24 protein-coding genes and 1 pseudogene are annotated in these 18898 nt (G+C 31.6%); 19 read left to right on the top strand and 6 right to left on the bottom strand.

Annotation, left to right across the window (positions count from 1 at the left end; genetic code table 11):
• Positions 1 to 11: 11 nt before the first annotated feature.
• From MK851_RS07420 to MK851_RS07405, 4 genes are all read right to left on the bottom strand, one after another.
• A complete protein-coding gene (locus MK851_RS07420; protein WP_320242820.1) occupies positions 12 to 1721 on the bottom strand; it encodes an alanine/glycine:cation symporter family protein in 1710 nt (569 codons plus the stop codon).
• Positions 1722 to 1806: 85 nt separating this feature from the next.
• A complete protein-coding gene (locus tag MK851_RS07415) occupies positions 1807 to 2706 on the bottom strand; it encodes an SDR family oxidoreductase (protein WP_320242818.1) in 900 nt (299 codons plus the stop codon).
• Positions 2706 to 3710 carry a potassium channel protein gene (locus MK851_RS07410; RefSeq protein ID WP_320242816.1) on the bottom strand — a complete coding sequence of 335 codons (1005 nt, stop codon included), beginning with the start codon at positions 3708 to 3710 and terminating at the stop codon, positions 2706 to 2708. The genes MK851_RS07415 and MK851_RS07410 overlap by 1 nt, the downstream gene beginning before the upstream one ends.
• Positions 3707 to 3934, bottom strand: coding sequence for a PspC domain-containing protein (locus MK851_RS07405; RefSeq protein WP_320242814.1), 228 nt, complete (start codon positions 3932 to 3934; stop codon positions 3707 to 3709). The genes MK851_RS07410 and MK851_RS07405 overlap by 4 nt, the downstream gene beginning before the upstream one ends.
• Before the next feature lie 113 nt (positions 3935 to 4047).
• On the opposite strand from MK851_RS07405, the gene uvrA reads away from it, so the two are divergent.
• From uvrA to MK851_RS07310, 19 genes are all read left to right on the top strand, one after another.
• The gene (gene uvrA, locus MK851_RS07400) at positions 4048 to 6873 is read left to right on the top strand and encodes an excinuclease ABC subunit UvrA (RefSeq protein ID WP_320242812.1); all 2826 of its coding nucleotides are present in this window, start codon (positions 4048 to 4050) and stop codon (positions 6871 to 6873) included.
• A 137-nt stretch (positions 6874 to 7010) separates the two neighbouring features.
• On the top strand, positions 7011 to 7694 hold the full coding sequence (locus MK851_RS07395) for a DNA-binding response regulator (protein ID WP_320242810.1): 684 nt from the start codon (positions 7011 to 7013) through the stop codon (positions 7692 to 7694).
• Between the two features lie 116 nt (positions 7695 to 7810).
• On the top strand, positions 7811 to 9409 hold the full coding sequence (locus tag MK851_RS07390) for a vitamin K epoxide reductase family protein (RefSeq protein ID WP_320242808.1): 1599 nt from the start codon (positions 7811 to 7813) through the stop codon (positions 9407 to 9409).
• Between the two features lie 187 nt (positions 9410 to 9596).
• Positions 9597 to 9725 carry a hypothetical protein gene (locus MK851_RS07385; protein WP_320242807.1) on the top strand — a complete coding sequence of 43 codons (129 nt, stop codon included), beginning with the start codon at positions 9597 to 9599 and terminating at the stop codon, positions 9723 to 9725.
• 99 nt (positions 9726 to 9824) lie between these two features.
• Entirely contained in the window at positions 9825 to 10496 is a 672-nt protein-coding gene (locus tag MK851_RS07380) for a GLPGLI family protein (RefSeq protein WP_320242805.1), read from the top strand.
• A gap of 185 nt (positions 10497 to 10681) precedes the next feature.
• On the top strand, positions 10682 to 10885 hold the full coding sequence (locus MK851_RS07375; RefSeq protein WP_320242803.1) for a hypothetical protein: 204 nt from the start codon (positions 10682 to 10684) through the stop codon (positions 10883 to 10885).
• 62 nt (positions 10886 to 10947) lie between these two features.
• Positions 10948 to 11103 carry a hypothetical protein gene (locus tag MK851_RS07370; RefSeq protein WP_320242801.1) on the top strand — a complete coding sequence of 52 codons (156 nt, stop codon included), beginning with the start codon at positions 10948 to 10950 and terminating at the stop codon, positions 11101 to 11103.
• A 14-nt stretch (positions 11104 to 11117) separates the two neighbouring features.
• Positions 11118 to 11357 carry a hypothetical protein gene (locus MK851_RS07365; protein ID WP_320242799.1) on the top strand — a complete coding sequence of 80 codons (240 nt, stop codon included), beginning with the start codon at positions 11118 to 11120 and terminating at the stop codon, positions 11355 to 11357.
• On the top strand, positions 11329 to 11568 hold the full coding sequence (locus MK851_RS07360) for a hypothetical protein (RefSeq protein ID WP_303508602.1): 240 nt from the start codon (positions 11329 to 11331) through the stop codon (positions 11566 to 11568). The genes MK851_RS07365 and MK851_RS07360 overlap by 29 nt, the downstream gene beginning before the upstream one ends.
• A gap of 20 nt (positions 11569 to 11588) precedes the next feature.
• Positions 11589 to 11747, top strand: coding sequence for a hypothetical protein (locus tag MK851_RS07355; protein WP_320242795.1), 159 nt, complete (start codon positions 11589 to 11591; stop codon positions 11745 to 11747).
• A 78-nt stretch (positions 11748 to 11825) separates the two neighbouring features.
• Complete coding sequence (locus MK851_RS07350; protein ID WP_320242793.1) at positions 11826 to 14012, top strand: peptidase domain-containing ABC transporter; 2187 nt, start codon at positions 11826 to 11828, stop codon at positions 14010 to 14012.
• Positions 14013 to 14095: 83 nt separating this feature from the next.
• Positions 14096 to 14314, top strand: a complete 219-nt coding sequence (locus tag MK851_RS07345) for a hypothetical protein (protein WP_320242791.1) — start codon at positions 14096 to 14098, stop codon at positions 14312 to 14314.
• 14 nt (positions 14315 to 14328) lie between these two features.
• Complete coding sequence (locus tag MK851_RS07340; RefSeq protein WP_320242789.1) at positions 14329 to 14550, top strand: hypothetical protein; 222 nt, start codon at positions 14329 to 14331, stop codon at positions 14548 to 14550.
• Positions 14551 to 14947: 397 nt separating this feature from the next.
• Positions 14948 to 16237 carry an HlyD family secretion protein gene (locus MK851_RS07335; RefSeq protein ID WP_320242786.1) on the top strand — a complete coding sequence of 430 codons (1290 nt, stop codon included), beginning with the start codon at positions 14948 to 14950 and terminating at the stop codon, positions 16235 to 16237.
• Positions 16238 to 16306: 69 nt separating this feature from the next.
• Entirely contained in the window at positions 16307 to 16498 is a 192-nt protein-coding gene (locus MK851_RS07330; RefSeq protein ID WP_147300548.1) for a hypothetical protein, read from the top strand.
• A gap of 235 nt (positions 16499 to 16733) precedes the next feature.
• Positions 16734 to 16913, top strand: coding sequence for a hypothetical protein (locus MK851_RS07325; RefSeq protein WP_303508628.1), 180 nt, complete (start codon positions 16734 to 16736; stop codon positions 16911 to 16913).
• 35 nt (positions 16914 to 16948) lie between these two features.
• Positions 16949 to 17092, top strand: a complete 144-nt coding sequence (locus MK851_RS07320) for a hypothetical protein (RefSeq protein WP_320242781.1) — start codon at positions 16949 to 16951, stop codon at positions 17090 to 17092.
• A gap of 117 nt (positions 17093 to 17209) precedes the next feature.
• On the top strand, positions 17210 to 17416 hold the full coding sequence (locus MK851_RS07315) for a hypothetical protein (RefSeq protein WP_320242779.1): 207 nt from the start codon (positions 17210 to 17212) through the stop codon (positions 17414 to 17416).
• A 12-nt stretch (positions 17417 to 17428) separates the two neighbouring features.
• Entirely contained in the window at positions 17429 to 17605 is a 177-nt protein-coding gene (locus MK851_RS07310; RefSeq protein WP_176550523.1) for a hypothetical protein, read from the top strand.
• Between the two features lie 124 nt (positions 17606 to 17729).
• Here the strand turns inward: MK851_RS07310 and MK851_RS07305 are convergent, their stop codons facing one another.
• On the bottom strand, positions 17730 to 18560 hold the full coding sequence (locus MK851_RS07305; protein ID WP_320242775.1) for an IS3 family transposase: 831 nt from the start codon (positions 18558 to 18560) through the stop codon (positions 17730 to 17732).
• 5 nt (positions 18561 to 18565) lie between these two features.
• Positions 18566 to 18892: pseudogene (locus tag MK851_RS07300) on the bottom strand (hypothetical protein); the annotation flags it as partial.
• Between the last annotated feature and the right edge of the window lie 6 nt (positions 18893 to 18898).

Here is an 18898-nt window from a genome sequence, read left to right as displayed (position 1 = left end):
CGTTTTATTTTTTATTCTTCTACTGCTTCTTTCTTAAGGTTAATAGCATCTATATATCTTTTCAGCTGTTTTTTAACTACAGGCATTAACAAATATAAACCTACCATGTTAGGGAACACCATTGCAAAAATCATTGCGTCAGAGAAATCCCATATAGACTTCATACTAGCCGCAGCTCCGATCACCACAAAAGTTAAAAATAAAAATTTATATGTTAAATCGGCTTTTTTACCTCTACCAAATAAAAACTTCCAAGATTGCAACCCGTAATAAGACCAAGAAATCATTGTAGATACAGCAAACAGTACTACTGCTACAGTTAAAAACAAATTTGAGTAAGGAATGTAAGCTGCAAATGCTTTAGAAGTAATTCCTGCCCCTTCGTAAGAAACTCCGTCAATAAGTACAGAACCAGCACCGTCACCACCATATTGAAAAATTGTGGCTCCCGACGCATCTCCTCCAAAATTAAAGATAATAATTACTAAAGCTGTCATTGTACAAATTAATACAGTATCAATAAACGGTTCTAACAACGCCACCAAACCTTCAGAAGCTGAATATTTAGTTTTCACTGCTGAATGCGCAATTGAAGCGGAACCCGCTCCTGCTTCGTTTGAGAAAGCTGCTCTTTTAAAACCTACCAATAAAACACCTATAACACCACCTACACCAATTGCTGTTGGATTAAAGGCTTCTGTTACAATTAAAGATATAGCATCATCTATTAAAGAAAAGTTAACTCCTAATATATATAAACAAGCTAATAAATATAACAATGCCATAAAAGGAACTACTTTTTCAGTAACAGAAGCAATTCTTTTAATACCTCCAATAATTATTATACCTACTAAAATAGCCAACACAACACCTATAATAGCTCCGGCTGCTGTACTTTCTAAACCTAACAACTCCTTAATTACTATAGTTGCTTGGTTAGACTGAGCAGCATTACCTCCACCAAAAGAACCTCCAATACAGAAAACTGCAAATGCTCCCGCAGCTATTTTACCTAGAGTTGCAAAACCTTTTTCTTTTAATCCTTTAGATAAATAGTACATAGGTCCTCCATATACTGTTCCGTCTTCACCTACATCTCGATAATGTACTCCTAACGTACATTCAACAAATTTTGTAGACATTCCCAGTAAACCACAAATTATCATCCAAAATGTTGCCCCTGGACCACCTAAAGCAATCGCTAATGCAACTCCTGCAATATTACCGTTTCCTACTGTACCAGAAACCGCTGTTGCCAACGCTTGGAAGTGTGATACCTCTCCTTCATGACTTTCATCTCGAATGGTATCTTTAATATCTCCATCAATCTCTAAATCACTATGTAAACTTTCTACATTCTCTATATGCTCCTCAATATCATCAACCTCATTCATATCCACTCCTTGAGCTATACCATCTTCTCCATATAGCAATTGAGCTCCATGTTTTTCGATATCCTCATATTTTCCTCTTACAACATTAATTGCAGTAAAGAAGTAGCGAACATTTGGAAACCCAAAATAGAACGTAAAAAAAGCGGCACTAGCCACTAACAAAATCAATACAAAAGGAGTTCCAAATACTGGAAAGAAAATCACACTACTAAAAAAATCAGAAATTGGCTGAAACCATTCATCTATTTGTTGGTCTAAACCTTTTTCCTGTGCAAATGTTAACATCGGCGTTATTGAAAACAACAATGCAAGTAGTTTTTTGTTCATAATATGTATTTGATTTTTGAATTAGTAGCCCGCAATATCATAAAAAAATGTACTTACAACAAGTTTTCGTTGTTAAATATAGTTTTTACGTTAGTTTTTCTTTAAATTTTTGTAAATCTTCTTGAAATGATTTCGGAGCCAACCCCAAGTATTTCTTAACTTTTTCCAAATCAAAGCCTGTTGTAGCTGGGCGTTTAGCTCTTTGATTTAGTTCTTCAGTAGAAATTGGTTTTATTAAGCTTTTGTCTAGCATGAATACTTCTGCTATTTGCTGTGCTATTTCATAAATACTCAACATTTTTTTTGAGGAAACATTAAAAACTCCCAATGCTTTTTTATCTATTGACAATTTACATGCCAATGCCAAATCTTCAACATAAGTTGGCATACGAAACTGATCATCTACTATCGTAATTTCTTTCCTATCTCCCAACATTTTCTTTACCCACAATACTATATTGCTACGTGACATATCATATACTTTTCCATATACTAATATGGTACGTAAAATAGTATAATCTATCTTAGACTGGATTAAGGTCTCTTCTGATTTCAACTTAGAAAGTCCATAATAACTTAACGGATTTGGTTTATCAGTCTCTTTGTATGGACCATTCTTTCCATCAAAAATAAAATCAGTTGAAATATGGATTAAATGTGCATTATTTTCTTCAGAATAGTTTTTAAGATATTGAACTACATCTATATTTAGTTTATCACAAGCTTCTTTATTTATTTCACATTCATCAACATTTGTCATTGCTGCTGTATTTACAATAACATCTGGTTTGTATTCAGACAGTTTTTTGTAAAGCAAAACTTCATCTGTAACATCAATTGAAACATAATTAAAATCACTTCTACCACTTCTATTTTCTCCTCTTGAAAAACCTATTGTTTGATATCTTTCTTTTTCTTCCAATAAAAGGTTTACTAAAGTTTGTCCAAGCAAACCATTACTTCCTGTTATTACGACTTTCTTCATTAAAAAACTTTTCTAAGTGTTTCTATCTGCTCAGTACGTCCTAAAACAATTAAATTCCCTCCTGTTTCTAACTTCACAGAAGCCTCTGGGTTGATGATGTAATCTTTATTTGGAGTGCGATAACCTATTACTGTACATCCTGTTTTTTTTCGTAAATCTAAATCTAATATTGTTTTATCAATATATTTTTCTGGTAAATCATTAATCGCTACTTCTTCTAAATTAGCAGTTGTTTCTCCTTCAATAGTTAGCCTATCTACAAACTCAATAACATCAGGAGTTACCACTAAAGATGCCATGTGAGAGCCTCCTAATTTATCTGGCATAATTACATTATCTGCTCCTGCTATTTTTAGCTTACTATATGACGTTTCTTTAGATGCTCTGCTAATTACTTTACAGTTTTTATTTAATTGCTTTGCTGTTAACACTACAAATAAATTATCGGCATCAGAAGGTAACGCCGTTATTAGATTTTCTGCATTCATAATACCAGCTCTTAATAAAGTTTCATCGAGCGTTGCATCACCTTGAATAGCTAATACTCCTTTTTCATCTAACTGCCTGACTATTTCGTCGAACTTTTCAACTATGACTACTTGCTTTTTGTAATTCTTTAATTTTGAAATAGCTTGTTTACCGTTTCTTCCATAACCACACACGATAGTATGCCCTTTTAATTGTTCTATTTTTTTTTGCACTTTTTTTATTTTTAACTGATGAAAAAATTGCCCACTAATTAAATACTCTGAGAATGAAGAAACCGCATAACCAAAAACAAACAAACTAGATATTATCAATCCGATAGTAAATAGTTTTTCTCCCGTACCAAAAGGATGCACTTCTCCAAAACCAATAGTACTAATGGTTATAATCGTCATGTACAAAGCATTAATAAAGGAATAGTCAAAAAGTAACATATAGCCTACAACCCCTACCATGACTATTAAAACGGAATAAATTATAGCTCTATATAACCTTGATTGAAATACTGTGTTTATCATAAATCAAAAACAGATGTTCTTTTAGTATAAATCATATCTTTTAATCTCAGTAGAAAGGCCATTGTTAAATACAATCCAAAAGATAAACCTACTGTTACAAATGATATATAAATAAAGAATAAACGCACATTAGTAGCTCTCATACCCAATTTATCAGCAAATCTAGAAGACACATTAAAACCATAACGTTCAAAAAAATGTCGTACAGAATCTATAAACTTCATTTATTAATTAAGTTTTATTCGCAATATACTATTTTCAGTTTATTTGTTGATAATCGCTGCTTCAAAATAAATTTGGTTTTGGTAACTTTGCTGTTTTTGGTAAAATCCTCACTTTGAAAGAACAAGAATACATAGAAGTTTACGGAGCCCGTGCTCACAATTTAAAAAATATTGATGTTAAAATCCCTCGTGAAAAACTCGTTGTGATTACTGGTTTGAGTGGAAGTGGAAAGTCTTCTTTGGCTTTTGACACAATTTACGCTGAAGGACAACGTCGCTATATTGAAACTTTCTCTGCATATGCACGTCAATTTTTGGGTGGGCTAGAAAGACCTGATGTTGATAAAATTGACGGACTTTCGCCTGTAATTTCTATTGAACAAAAAACAACGAACAAAAGTCCACGTTCTACTGTAGGGACTATTACTGAAATTTACGATTTTCTCCGTTTGTTATTTTCTCGCGCGGCTGATGCTTACTCATACAATACAGGTGAAAAAATGGTAAGCTATTCTGACGAACAAATCAAAAACTTAATTTTAAAAGATTTTAACGGGAAACGTATTGCTATTCTTGCCCCTATAATCAAATCGAGGAAAGGACATTACCGTGAATTGTTCGAACAAATTTCTAAACAAGGTTTTGTTCGTGTTCGTGTGGATGGAGAAATTAGAGAAATTGAAAAAGGCATGAAACTCGACCGTTATAAAACACACGATATTGAAGTGGTTATAGATCGTTTAGCTGTGAATGACGCTGCTGAAAAACGCTTAGAAGAAACTATTAAAACTGCTTTGTATACTGGTGATAATATTTTAATGGTTATTGATGTTGATGATGAAAAACCACGTTATTTCAGTCGTGAATTGATGTGTCCTACTTCAGGAATCGCTTACCCAAACCCTGAACCAAACACCTTTTCATTTAACTCACCAAAAGGTGCATGTTCTCACTGTAACGGATTAGGAATTACTAATGAAATAAACAATCAAAAAGTAATTCCAGATGATACTATTTCAATTAAAAATGGAGGAATTGTTCCTTTAGGAGAGCAAAAAAATAGTTGGATTTTTAAACAACTACAAACTATTGCCGAACGTTATAGTTTCAAATTAACTGATTCAATAAGAAGTATTCCTAAAGAAGCCATGGAGATTATTCTTCACGGCGGGAAAGAAAAATTTGAAATACAGTCCAAAACTGCTGGGGTTACTAGAAATTACGAAATTGATTTTGAAGGAATTATTGCCTTTATTGAAAATCAATATAAAAATTCAGAAAGCACTTCCATTAAACGCTGGGCTAAAGGTTTTATGGATGAAGTTTCCTGCTCAGTTTGTAATGGGAAACGGTTAAAAAAAGAAGCACTTCATTTTAAAATCACTGATAAAAACATTAGTGACTTAGCTCAAATGGATGTTTTGGAATTGGCTAGTTGGTTTCAAGAAGTTAATGAAAAATTATCAGAAAAGCAACTCACTATTGCTGCTGAAATTTTAAAAGAAATACGTACTCGAATTCAGTTTTTATTGGATGTTGGGTTAGATTATCTAACATTAGACCGTACATCAAAATCACTTTCTGGTGGTGAAGCACAACGTATTCGTTTAGCAACACAAATAGGTTCGCAACTAGTAGGTGTTTTATATATTTTAGATGAGCCAAGTATTGGCTTACATCAACGTGACAATCAAAAATTAATTGATTCTCTTATCAAACTTCGTGATGTTGGTAATTCTGTTTTAGTGGTTGAGCACGATGAAGACATGATCAAAAATGCTGACTTTGTCCTAGATATTGGTCCTGGTGCTGGTCGCCATGGTGGAGTAATTGTTAGTGAAGGTAATTTTGACGATTTAAAAAGTCATGACACCCTTACTGCTGATTATTTATCTGGAAGAAAAGTAATTGAAGTTCCTAAAAAACGTCGTGAAGGGAACGGAAAAACAATTTCTTTAAAAGGTGCTTCAGGGAATAATTTAAAAAATGTTTCCGTTGAATTTCCTTTAGGAAAAATGATTTGCGTTACAGGAGTCTCTGGTAGTGGGAAATCTACCTTAATTAATGAGACCCTCTACCCTATTTTAAACGCACACATTTATCGAGCAGTTAAAAAACCGATGCCTTACAAAAAAATTGAAGGCTTAGAACATGTTGATAAAGTTATTGATATTGATCAATCTCCTATTGGTAGAACTCCACGCTCCAATCCTGCTACTTACACTGGAGTGTTTAGTGAAATACGTAGTTTATTTGCAAAAACTCCAGAAGCCTCGATTCGAGGTTACAAACCTGGTCGTTTTAGTTTTAATGTAAAAGGCGGACGTTGTGAAACCTGCCAAGGTGGTGGTGTTCGTGTAATAGAAATGAATTTCTTACCAGATGTTCATGTAGAATGTGAAACCTGCCAAGGAAAACGTTTTAATCGAGAAACATTAGAGATTCGTTATAAAGGAAAGTCTATTTCAGACATTTTAGAAATGACGATTAACGAAGCTACAGCCTTTTTTGAACATATTCCTAAAATATATAGAAAATTAAAAACAATTAAAGATGTTGGTTTAGGATACATTACACTCGGACAACAATCTACCACACTTTCTGGTGGAGAAGCACAACGTATTAAATTAGCATCAGAGTTATCAAAAAGAGATACAGGAAATACCTTTTATATATTAGATGAACCAACTACAGGATTGCATTTTGAAGATGTTCGGGTTTTAATGGATGTTTTAAATAAATTAGCTGATAAAGGAAATACTGTATTAATTATTGAGCATAACTTGGATGTTATTAAACTTGCCGATTATATTATTGATATTGGTATGGAAGGTGGTAAAAAAGGTGGTAAATTACTAACTTCTGGAACTCCTGAAGAAGTTTCTAAACACAAAAAAAGCTACACAGCGAAATTCCTAAAAAAAGAGTTAAAAAAGTAAGATTACAATATTTCTCACACACATACAACTTGTTTTTTATATATTTTTTTTGATTTTAAATTAATTTATATAAATTTATGAGCTGATTCTTTGAAAAAAGAATCAATTAAATAGTATTCCCCCGAAATTATTTAAACATGAGAAAAGAAAAACAATCTGCTTTATTAGCAGATAATTGCCCACTTATTTGCGAAACGTACAAGAACATAATATCTAAAATAGCTAGGCTAAATCCTAACTTTAACTTTAACACGGACATTACCTACAATTGTAATGGAGCTTATGATATTATAAAAAAGACAATTGAAAAAGAAACTTCTCTCAACTTTGTTGTTTTAGACTTAAAACTTTCTCCTGCTAAGAGTAGAAAAATATTATCTGGGGAAGATCTAGGGCTTTTAATAAGAAAGTTACTTCCAAACACAAAACTGATTGTTTCAACTGATTGTAATGACAATTACAGAATCCACAATATTTTTAAAAGCTTAAATCCTGAAGGCTTTCTTATTAAGAATGATTTAACTTCAAAAGAGTTAAAAAATGCGATAAAGAATGTGACTAGTAACATTCCTTATTACAGCAAAACTGTCTTAAGCCTTTTAAGAAAAGAAGTTTCCAACAACTTTTCCATTGATTCGATAGATCGACAAATCCTATACGAACTTTCATTAGGTTCTAAAATGAAAGATATGCCTAATTTTATACCTCTTTCTGCTGCTAGCATTGAAAAACGTAAACGGCATTTAAAAAAAATTTTCAACGTTAAAGCTAAAGGAGACAGAGAGTTGATATTAATAGCCAAAGAAAAGGGCTTCATTTAAAAAACAACAATTACGGTTTTCCCTTACTTTTTTTATGGTTTTTTATATGAAAAAATAATTATCAAAATATAGCTTTGGGAAAACAGAAAATAGCTATCCTTAAAACCTTTTTACTTTTGAAAGACACATTAATTAATTTAGTACAAAATTTACTTAAGAAAAATAGTATTTCTTTTGACAAAGAAGAATTGGCTTTTCAAATTCAAAGCCATCCTTCTTATCCTAGCTTACACGCAATTACAGGAGTGTTAGATCATTTTAATATTGAAAATGTTGCTGCCGATGTTCCTGCTAACTCAGAAACACTTTTACAACTCCCTGAATGTTTTATCGCTCAAATTAATGGCGACCATGGTCAAGATTTAATTGTAGCAGAAAGAAAAAATTTAGACTACATAATTTATGATTCTGAAAACAAGAAAACGAAACTATCAGAAAATGAATTTCTAGGTAAGTTTACTGGAATTATTGTGGCTGTTGAAAAAACAGAAGATTACCAAGCAGCCAAAAACAACTCTAAACTAGTAAAAACTATCGGCTTTTCTCTTCTTAGTGTTTTTGCGTTATTTTTTGTTTTTAATAATTCAACTTCATGGTATAATACTTTTTATTTTATGTTATCAATAACAGGAGTTGTTATTAGTATTGCCATTATAAAACAAGAGCTTGGGTTAAAAACCTCTATAGGTGATGCTTTTTGTTCTGGAGCTGATGACAAAAAGGATTGTGACGCTGTATTAACCTCTAAAGGTGCTGAAATTTTAAAAGGATATAAATTAAGTGACTTTAGTATGCTTTATTTTATTGGATTATCTCTTTTAACTTTTACTCAAATTTCTAATCCTGTAATTTCATATACTATTAGTTTACTTGCTATACCTATTACGTTATATTCTTTATATTATCAGTATGCAATAGTAAAAAAATGGTGCCTTTTATGTTTAAGTATAGTTGGGGTACTTTGGCTACAAGCATTGGCTCCAGTATTGACAAACAATTACATTAACACCCTTATACTTAATGACTTTGTTACTTTAGGCTTAGTTGCTTCTTTTACCTGGTTAGCTTGGAATTATATTAAACCTCTGTTCACTGAAGTTCAAGAACTTAAAAAAGAAAAAATAGCAAGTGTAAAGTTTAAAAGAAACTACGCTCTATTTGATAGCTTATTACAAAAGTCACCTCAACTTAACACTCAGTTAACTGACAGTAAGGAAATTACTTTTGGAAATCACAACTCTAACCTTGAACTAACAATAGTTACAAATCCTTTTTGCGGACACTGTAAACCGGTTCATACTCATGTTGATGAGATTCTTAAAAGATATCATAACAATGTAAAAATTAAAGTACGCTTTAATGTGAATGTAGAAGATAAAGATAATGATGTTGTTAAAATTACTAGTAGACTTCTAGAGATTTATAATACCAAAGGAGAAAAAGAATGCCTCCTAGCTATGGATGCTATTTATGAGGGACAAAAACCTACTGCTTGGCTAAAAAAATGGGGTGAGTGTTCCAACAAAGAAATTTACACTTTGGAGCTTAAAAAAGAAAAAGATTGGTGTACAGAAAATGCTATCAACTTTACGCCAGAAATATTAATTAACGGAAAATCATTTCCTAAAGAATATAATAGAACAGATTTAATCTTATTTATTGAAGATTTAGAAGAAAATTCAGAAACGTCTAATGTTTCATTGAAAACAGCATAAAGACAAAGCCCCAAAAAGGGGCTTTGCGTTTTGAACAAAATTCTCTCGCGAAGAATAGACACATTGGTGAGTGTCTTTAAATGTTCGCCGCAAAAGTAACCTTAATATTTTAATTATGAAAAAACAATTTTTAAACTTCAGTCGAAACCTAGACAAAGTCACACAAAAAAAAATTAAAGGAGGGTTTATGGATAGTGATGACTGTGGTGGTTGTATAGCCTATGCAGACTCAAGAGATGATGGAAGCGATAGAACGCTTAAGAAATGGCAAAAAGATCTTGATGATTGCCGAGCAAGCTCTCCTGAATGTCAGTAGTGACAACTATTTAAAAGAGTAGCCTTACCTACATCAAAATATAATCACTATTAGCTCAATTATACAAGCTAATAGTGATTCAATAATAAATATATAATCATGAAAAAAATTGTCATACTAATTATTCTATTAAACTTCTACTCAACTATAGCTCAAACCAATGGTAGAATAACCTATAAAGCTTTCTTTTCAGAATCTCAAGCTTCAGAAAAATTAAGAAGTAATAATATAAAGCGTTATCAAGAAATATTAGACGAGGAAATGATGGCAAAAATGCTAATCTTTAATCTAGATTTCAACAAAGATGAATCTTTATTTTATTTATCAAAAAACTTAATCTCTGAACATGAAAATCAAGAAACAAAAAAATATGTTACAGGTTTATTTTATGGGTATGATAAAATCTACATAAATAAAGCTAAAAATCAACTCATAGAGCAACTTTACTATTCTTCTGGTAGTACGTTAAAATCACGAAAAGCAAGTTTTATAAAATGGAATCTCTCCAAAGAAACAAAAAGTATAAATGGTTATAAATGTTATAAAGCAACTTATACCTATATCCAAAAATGGAGAGGAAGAGAGTTTCCTTGGAAAGTTACAGCATGGTATACCCTTGAAATTCCTTTACAATATGGACCAATTCGTTATAGCGGACTTCCTGGACTGATTCTTGAACTCTCTGAAAAAGATAGAGGATTTATTGTTGACAAAATAACGTTCATGGATAAAAAAATAAAAATAAAGATTCCTGATGGAGGGAAATCTTAAAACAACCTTAATATTTTAATTATGAAAAAACAAATTCTAATTTTAGGTAAAGCTTTAAAAAAAGCGGAACAAGCTCAAATTAACGGAGGTAGAATACAGTGTGATGTCAATAGAGATCGCATATGTGAAGATTACGGATGGAAATGTGCAGAAACGTACTGCCGTCTATTAATGCCTTTATAGTCATGAAAAAGCAAATTTTAAACTTAGGAAAACTTTTAAATAAGACGGAACAGAAGCAAATTGATGGAGGAGCTTCAAGATTTTGTCAGTGTGATTCTGATTGTGGATTTAATTCTCACTGCTGTAGTAACATGTGTTTTCTTGTATCGGCTCCTAATTACCCTACAGGGAATTGCCCTCAAATGGAATGTCCAAATGACTTTTAATATAAAAAAACTAAACAAATAAAAATAAGTGGTTTATATCACTTTATAATAATAACTCGATTATGAAAAAATCAATTTTAAGCTTAGGTAAAGTTTTACATAAAACAGAACAAGCTCAAATTAACGGAGGTAGAAAACAATGTGATAAAAATAGAGACGGTGTATGTGAAGACCATGGAAGACACTGTGCAGAGTTTTATTGTAGTTTTATTCTATAACAAAAAAAACAATCATGAAAAAATCAATTTTAAGCTTAGGTAAATCTCTTAATAAAAGAGAACAAAAGTTAATTAATGGTGGTGGGGCTGTCGGGTTTTGTGACATGAATGGTAACTGCCCTTCTGGTCAGTATTGTGAAGGAATATATTGTTACACTAATGATACTGGTGGAGGCGAAGGTGGAAATAACAACAACTGTACTCATCCTTGGGAATTTTGTCCTGATGGAAGTATCAGTTGTACAGGATGTTAAACTAAAAAACAAAAACATGAAAAAACAAATTTTAAATCTTGGAAAAACTTTAAATAAAATAGAACAGAAGCTAATTAATGGAGGAAAAGAAATTCCTGGTGGATGTAGAACAGATAAAGGATATTATTGGCACCCATTGGAAAGATGTTGTTGGACTGATCAATATAATTGCTGTTATGGAACACCTGAATGTCCTGCTCCTTACCTATAAACCTCAAAACAAATAATCTTATGAAAAAATCAATTTCAAACTTAGGAAAAACTTTAAATAAAGTAGAACAAACTATAATTAACGGAGGCAATCCAGGACATTGTACAAAATTTGATTGTTACAATCCATATACAAAAGAATGGAGCTGTGTTCTTTCTGCTGAATATTGCCCATACTAAATTCAATAAGAGTATAATTAAAAAAAAGAGTAAAATTTTACGTATTTTACTCTTTTTAATCTTTTTATATATAATTCATTGAAAAAATTCCCAAATTACAAACAAACTGAGGCCAAAGATTGTGGACCAACTTGCATAAAAATCATAGCTAAGCACTATGGTAAAACTATTAACACACAACAATTAAGAAGTCTAAGTGAAACCACTCGAGAAGGTAGTAGTCTACTTGGTTTAAGCGAAGCCGTTGAATCTATTGGTTTTAAATCTTTAGGTATAAAATTAGCTTTCAGTAAACTTAAAGAAGCTCCTTTCCCTTGTATTGTTCATTGGAACAAAAACCATTATGTGGTTCTTTATAAAATAAAAAAAGATACTGTTTATATTTCTGATCCTGCTCATGGACTCATTACTTTTACTAAAGAGGAGTTTATTCAACACTGGATTGGAAACAACGCTGATGAAAACACAGAAGAAGGTATTGCCTTATTAGTAGAACCAACCCCTAAATTTTATCAAGAAGAGTTTGAAGAAGATGAAAAATTTGGCTTTTCATTCATTTTCAAGTACTTATATAAGTACAAAAAGTTTATAGTTCAATTAATTATAGGACTTTTAGCAGGAAGTTTACTACAATTAATATTACCATTCTTGACTCAAAGTGTAGTTGATGTAGGTATTAAAAATCAAGATTTAAACTTTGTATATCTAATTTTATTTGCTCAATTATTTTTATTCGTAGGAAAAGCTTCCCTAGAAATTATTCGAAGTTGGATTTTACTTCACCTAAGTACTCGTATCAATATATCTTTAATTTCTGACTTTTTCATCAAGTTAATGAAATTACCTATCTCCTATTTTGATGTGAGAATGACAGGCGATTTACTACAAAGAATTAACGACCATAAACGTATCGAACGAATATTAACCACATCGTCTTTAACTGTTTTATTCTCTTTTTTTAATCTGATTATTTTTAGTTTAGTATTAGGATATTACAGTATACAAATATTTGGAGTCTTTGTATTAGGAAGTATTCTGTATTTTGGATGGGTATTGTTTTTCTTTAAAAAACGAAAGGAATTAGATTACAAACGTTTTTCGCAAGTAAGTCAAGAACAAAGTAAGGTTATTGAACTTATTAACGGAATGCAAGAAATTAAGCTCCACAATGCTGAAAGACGCATGCGCTGGAATTGGGAATATGTACAAGCTCGTTTATTTAAAGTAGCTACCAAAAGTCTTGCTTTAGAACAAACACAAAGCGTAGGTTCAAATTTCATTAATGAACTTAAAAACATGTTTATCACCATTCTATCTGCAAAACTAGTTATTGATGGTCAAATAACTCTGGGGATGATGATGGCAATTAGCTATATAGTTGGTCAATTAAACGGGCCAATTACACAACTAATTAATTTTATGAGAGATATACAAGATGCACAAATCTCTATAGATAGGCTAGGTGAAATACATAACATGGAAGATGAAGAAAAACCTGGTGATGAAAAAGTAACTACAATCCCAGATAACGCATCTATAAAATTAAATAATATTTCATTCAGATACACAGGTGGTTTAGAACCCGTTTTAAAAGATTTATCCCTTGAAATTCCTGCAAATAAAACAACCGCAATTGTTGGAGTTAGTGGAAGCGGTAAAACTACTTTAATGAAGTTATTACTCGGGTTCTACCAGGTTGATCAAGGTGATATTATGATTGACAACTTCAACTTAAAAAATGTTTCACAAAAAGAGTGGCGAAGAAACTGTGGGGTTGTGATGCAAGAAGGGTATATTTTTAATGATTCTATAGCTAAAAACATAGCCGTAGGAGAAGATTACGTTGATAAAGAAAAATTAGCTCACGCAATTGATGTAGCCAATATTGGAGATTATATAGAAGGCTTACCTTTAGGTTACAATACGAAAATTGGTAGTGAAGGAAACGGGTTAAGTACAGGTCAAAAACAACGATTATTAATCGCCAGGTCTGTTTACAAAAACCCAAAATTCTTATTCTTTGACGAAGCGACTAGTGCATTAGATGCCAATAATGAAAAGGTTATCATGGGAAAGCTTAATGAGTTTTTTGCCAATAAAACAGCTGTCGTAATAGCACACCGATTAAGTACTGTAAAAAATGCACATCAAATAGTTGTACTTGAAAAAGGAAAAATTATTGAAAAAGGAAGTCATGAAGAACTAATCAACCTAAAAGGAAGTTATTATCATCTAGTTAAAAACCAACTAGATTTAGGTAAATAAAATATTCACTCGCGAAGAATAGACACAAACCTTGAGTGTCTTTAAACTGTTCAAGGATTTTATCAAACTTAAATTATTTTAAAATGAAAAAATCAATTTCTAACTTAGGTAAAACTTTAAATAAAGTTGAACAACAACAAGTACAAGGAGGTATAGTATTGAATCGTTGTCTTTCTGGTACTTGCTATTCAAATAACTGGGTCTCAAGTGACACTCATGAAGGTGCCGTATGTGCCGTATTATTTGGTTACGGAGAATACTGTAGAGGTACAATAAATAATGGTAAATGTTGTATCAATTAAAATTTATAAACATTATGAAAAATTCAATTTTAAACTTAGGTAAACCCCTAAACAAAGTACAGCTAAAGCAAATTAACGGAAGTAACGAACCTTGCCCCTCGACAAGTTGTTATTTTGGACCTCCAGACCCTCTAATGGGAGATGCTATTCATTGTGGTTCTTGTCAAGATTACAACAGTCTCCCACAAGAGTGCAAAGGTAGAGTTTTAGTTAGTTATGAGTGCTTCCCTATGTAGAAACATTTATAAAACAATTAGCAGGTAAGAATAGGCACAAACCTTGAGTGTCTTTAAATTATTCAAGGTTTTATCTAATTTAAATTATTATAAAATGAAAAAATCAATATTAAACTTAGGAAAAGTTTTAAACACAAAAGAGCAAAAAAAACATATTTGGAGGGCTTACAGATTTAGAATATGATTATGACTGCGATGCCGTAGAAGGTAAAGTGCCAAGAGGCTGCCCTTGCACATCGGACTCACATTGTATAGCACCTCTATACAACTCTAAAACTAAAAGATGGTACGATGGACAGGGAAAATGTATGATGGGGAATTGTATTTAATATTTTATAATAAAAAAAGAGGTATTTTAAAATACCTCTTAAAATAAGAAAAAACACTAATACTTTAAATGCCAAACAATACTCAAAACATAGAAATTCGAAGTGAAGAAGTTCAAGAAATTTTAACTCATGTACCTAACTGGATGATTCGTTGGGGTAACACCTTACTTCTTGGTCTTATAATAATGTTATTATTCATTTCGTGGTTTGTAAAATACCCTGATGTTATTTCCACCGAAGTAATGGTTACCACCTCCACTCCACCTGAAAAAATTTATGCAAAATCTACTGGGCAATTTGAAACTTTTTTAACAAGTGAAGGAAGAAATGTGTCTGATGGTGATGTTTTGGCTGTAATTGAAAACAGTGCTTCATACAAAGATGTCTTATTACTAAAGAGTATTGTAGATACTATTGAAATAAATCAACAAAAATTCTTTTTCCCTATTGATAAAGTTCCTCCGTTAATTTTAGGTGATATAACTTCTAGCTACTCTCAATTTGAAAATGACTATTCTGAATATGTTTTAAACGAAAAACTAACTCCGTTTAAATCTGAAAACTTTGCAAACCAAATGTCTGTTATAGAAGCAAGAGGTAGACTACAGATTTTACTATCACAAAAAGAGCTAAACTTAAAAGAGTTAGAGTTTAAAGAAAAGGATTTGGAACGTAGTCGAAAAATGTTTGGCCAAGGAGTTATTTCTGCCAAAGAAAAAGACCAAAAAGAAATAGAGTATTTACAAGCGAAACGATCATATAAAACTCTTGAATCATCTATCTCACAAATAAGAGAGTTGATTAATAATTCTGCCAAAAATTTAGAAGGAACTTCTATTAAGAAGACACAACAAGATACCCGATTAAAAAAGAAAGCCATTCAATCTTTCTTATACTTAAAAAAAGCCATTAAAGATTGGGAAAAACAATATGCTTTAACCTCTTCAATAGATGGTAAAGTATCCTTCTTATCTTTTTGGAATAAAAATCAAACTGTTAATACGGGTGATTTAATATTCACCATTATCCCTAACAAAGGAAACTCTTTTATTGGTAAAATTAAAGCTCCGGCTGCTAACTCTGGAAAAATAAAAAAGGGTCAAAAAGTTCAAATTAAGCTTTTAAATTATCCATCCGATGAATTTGGCGAATTAAACGGAGCTGTAAAATCTATCTCACTAATTCCAAATGAAGAAGGAAATTATTTAGTTGATGTCGAATTACCTCAAAACTTAAAAACTACCTATGATAAAACAATTCCTTTTAGGCAAGAAATGAAAGGTGCTGCGGATATAGTAACTGAGGACTTACGCTTGATAGAACGTTTTTTCTATCAACTTAAAAATATTATTAAATAAAAAATTAGACACAAACCTTGAGTGTCTTTAAATGTTCAAGGAATTATTAACCCTCGAAATTTTTCTATTATGAAAAAACAGATTTTAAACCTCGGAAAATCCTTAAAAAAGTCAGAACAAAGACTGATTAATGGAGGTACCGGTTGTGTAATTTACACACCTGTAGAGTGTTTTGCTTGCGGTGGTTTCTCTTTACCTAACGGATGCTGTTTAGGTTCTTATGAAACACATGCTTGTTTAGGAGAAGATGTTCCTCAATAAGAGAGTTCATTTACTATTATTTTAGTTAAATCATTCCTAGGTTTAGACCTATTTATTTTTAATTAGTTTTAAACCTAGGATAAATTTAGACTAAGTATAGCACCAATTTAATAATAGATCATAAATTTATTCTAATAAAACATCACCCAATAATATTTACTCGCGAGGAATAGACACAAAACCTTGAGTGTCTTTAAATAATTCAAGGATTATTAAATATTAAATATTTTTAATCATGAAAAAATCAATCTTAACCTTAGGTACAGCTTTAAGCAAAGCTAATCAAAAACAAATTAATGGTGGAGTAGCACAAGGTTGCTATCAAGACGGCAGAAAATGCTGCCAAACTGGTCCAGGAGGGCACACTTTCTGTGATGCTGGTAGATGTGATAGATTTGGGTGCATCTGGTACTAAGCCTAAAATAAATAATAATCTTAAAATTTAAAAACATGAAAAAATCAATCTTAAACTTAGGTAAAGTTTTAAATAAAACTTCTCAAAAGAAAACTACTGGAGGGAAAGCCCCTAGATGTTGTATAGACTGGAATCCAATTGAACGCAACTGCTACAAATGGCAACCAAACTGTTTATAAGTTTTTCAATTAAGATTACATTAATTACAAACAGCTAGACTCATAACTTCTAGTTGTTTGTTTATTGAAAAAAATATAGTACTACCAAAAAACGCAGTACTAATAAAATTTTTAATTATGAAAAAATCAATTTTAAATTTAGGTAAAGCTTTAACTAGAGCTAATCAAAAACAAGTTAAAGGAGGAAACAAACTTAACGATCCATGTCCATGTACCTCTGCTTATACAGGTAATGGAGACGGTTCTTGTATCTATCCCGCTTTATTTCCTGAGGGATTTTACTGTTATGGTGAAATACAAGGAGGTCAATGTTGTGAAAGCTAAATACTCTTAATCATGAAAAAATCAATTTTAAATTTAGGAACAAGTTTAAATAAGACTAAACAAAAAGCAATCAAAGGAGGTAATACTGGCACATTTTGCTACACATTTAGAGATTGTGGCCCAGATGAAGACTGCTGTCATGGAGAATGTTTTAATTCTAAAATTGCTATTGACTTAATCCACTGCTAAAACTGACCCGTCCTAAAAAACCGTTACAGTTTTTATTAGGATTAAAAATAGTTAAAACACAGATAAGACAGCTGTCTTATCTGTGTTTTTGTTTTTATAGGTTTTTATTCTGATTTTATTTTGTTTATGCATTTGTATTGGAGTTAGCATTTGACATGATAAATTTATGTGGTCTTTTGGTATTATAAACATCAACACTTTGTTTTACTATAGTTTTCATCATTTTAATACTAATTGTATCCGTATTGATTAAAAATTCTTGTTTTAAAATTCCATTGATTCTCTCAGCCACTGCATTTTGATATGGATCATACGATTCTGTCATACTACATCGAACCTTATTCCTGTCAAGGATCTTTTGATACTGATTACTACAATATTGCAATCCTCTGTCAGAATGATGTATCAAGGCTTCTTTCGGATATCTCCTGTTTCTAGTAGCTTGTTTTAATGCTTTTATAGAACTCTCTACAGCTAAAGTATTTGATACATAATATCCAACTACCATCTTAGAATAAGCATCTGTAATAAGAGATAAATACATTGGATTACTTCTGTTACCTACATAAGTGATGTCTGCTACCCAAACTTGTTCTGGTCTTTCTATATTTAGACCCTCTATCAAGTTTTTATGTTTTCTAAAACGATGATGAGAGTTGGTAGTTATATGATAACTTCGTTTAGGCTTTATCAACATATGATTGGCTTTTAAAATAGAAAACAAACGATCTCTTCCAACACTCAACTTCTGTAATGGTTCTTTTAAGATATGATACAATTTTCTTGTGCCAATACGCGGTTGATCCATCCGAACACGCTGAACTAACTCTGTTACTTGTTTAGCAATAGATTGTCGTTTTTGTTTTGATCGTATGGCTCGATAATATACTTGCCTGCTAACCCCAAGTAACTCGCAAGTAGATGAGATACTCTCTCTATAATGTATTTTAAACATATCAATTACTTGGGGTTGGAGTTTTTTCTGATAGGGATATTAAATTCTTTTTCCGCTAAGTCAATCATCATATCAAACAGAATAACTTTCTTATCAGCACGTTCAGCCAAATGTTCCGCACGTGCTTTCTGTTTCTCTAAGAGTTTGATCTTTTCTTCTAATTCTAAAATCTTTTGTTCGGGAGTCTTTGACATAGAAAGTGGAGTTTGATTCTGCCAATCAAAGTTACCATATTTTTTTAACCAAGTTCTGATAGTAGCTCCTGATTGAATACCATATTTAGATAGAGCTTGGGTACGCGTGAGCAAACCTTGCTCAATCTCTTGAACTACTTGAAG

Source organism: Tenacibaculum sp. 1B UA, from assembly GCF_033978845.1.
In the GTDB taxonomy this organism is placed as follows: Bacteria; Bacteroidota; Bacteroidia; order Flavobacteriales; family Flavobacteriaceae; genus Polaribacter.
This window is presented reverse-complemented; position numbering and strand designations above follow the sequence as displayed.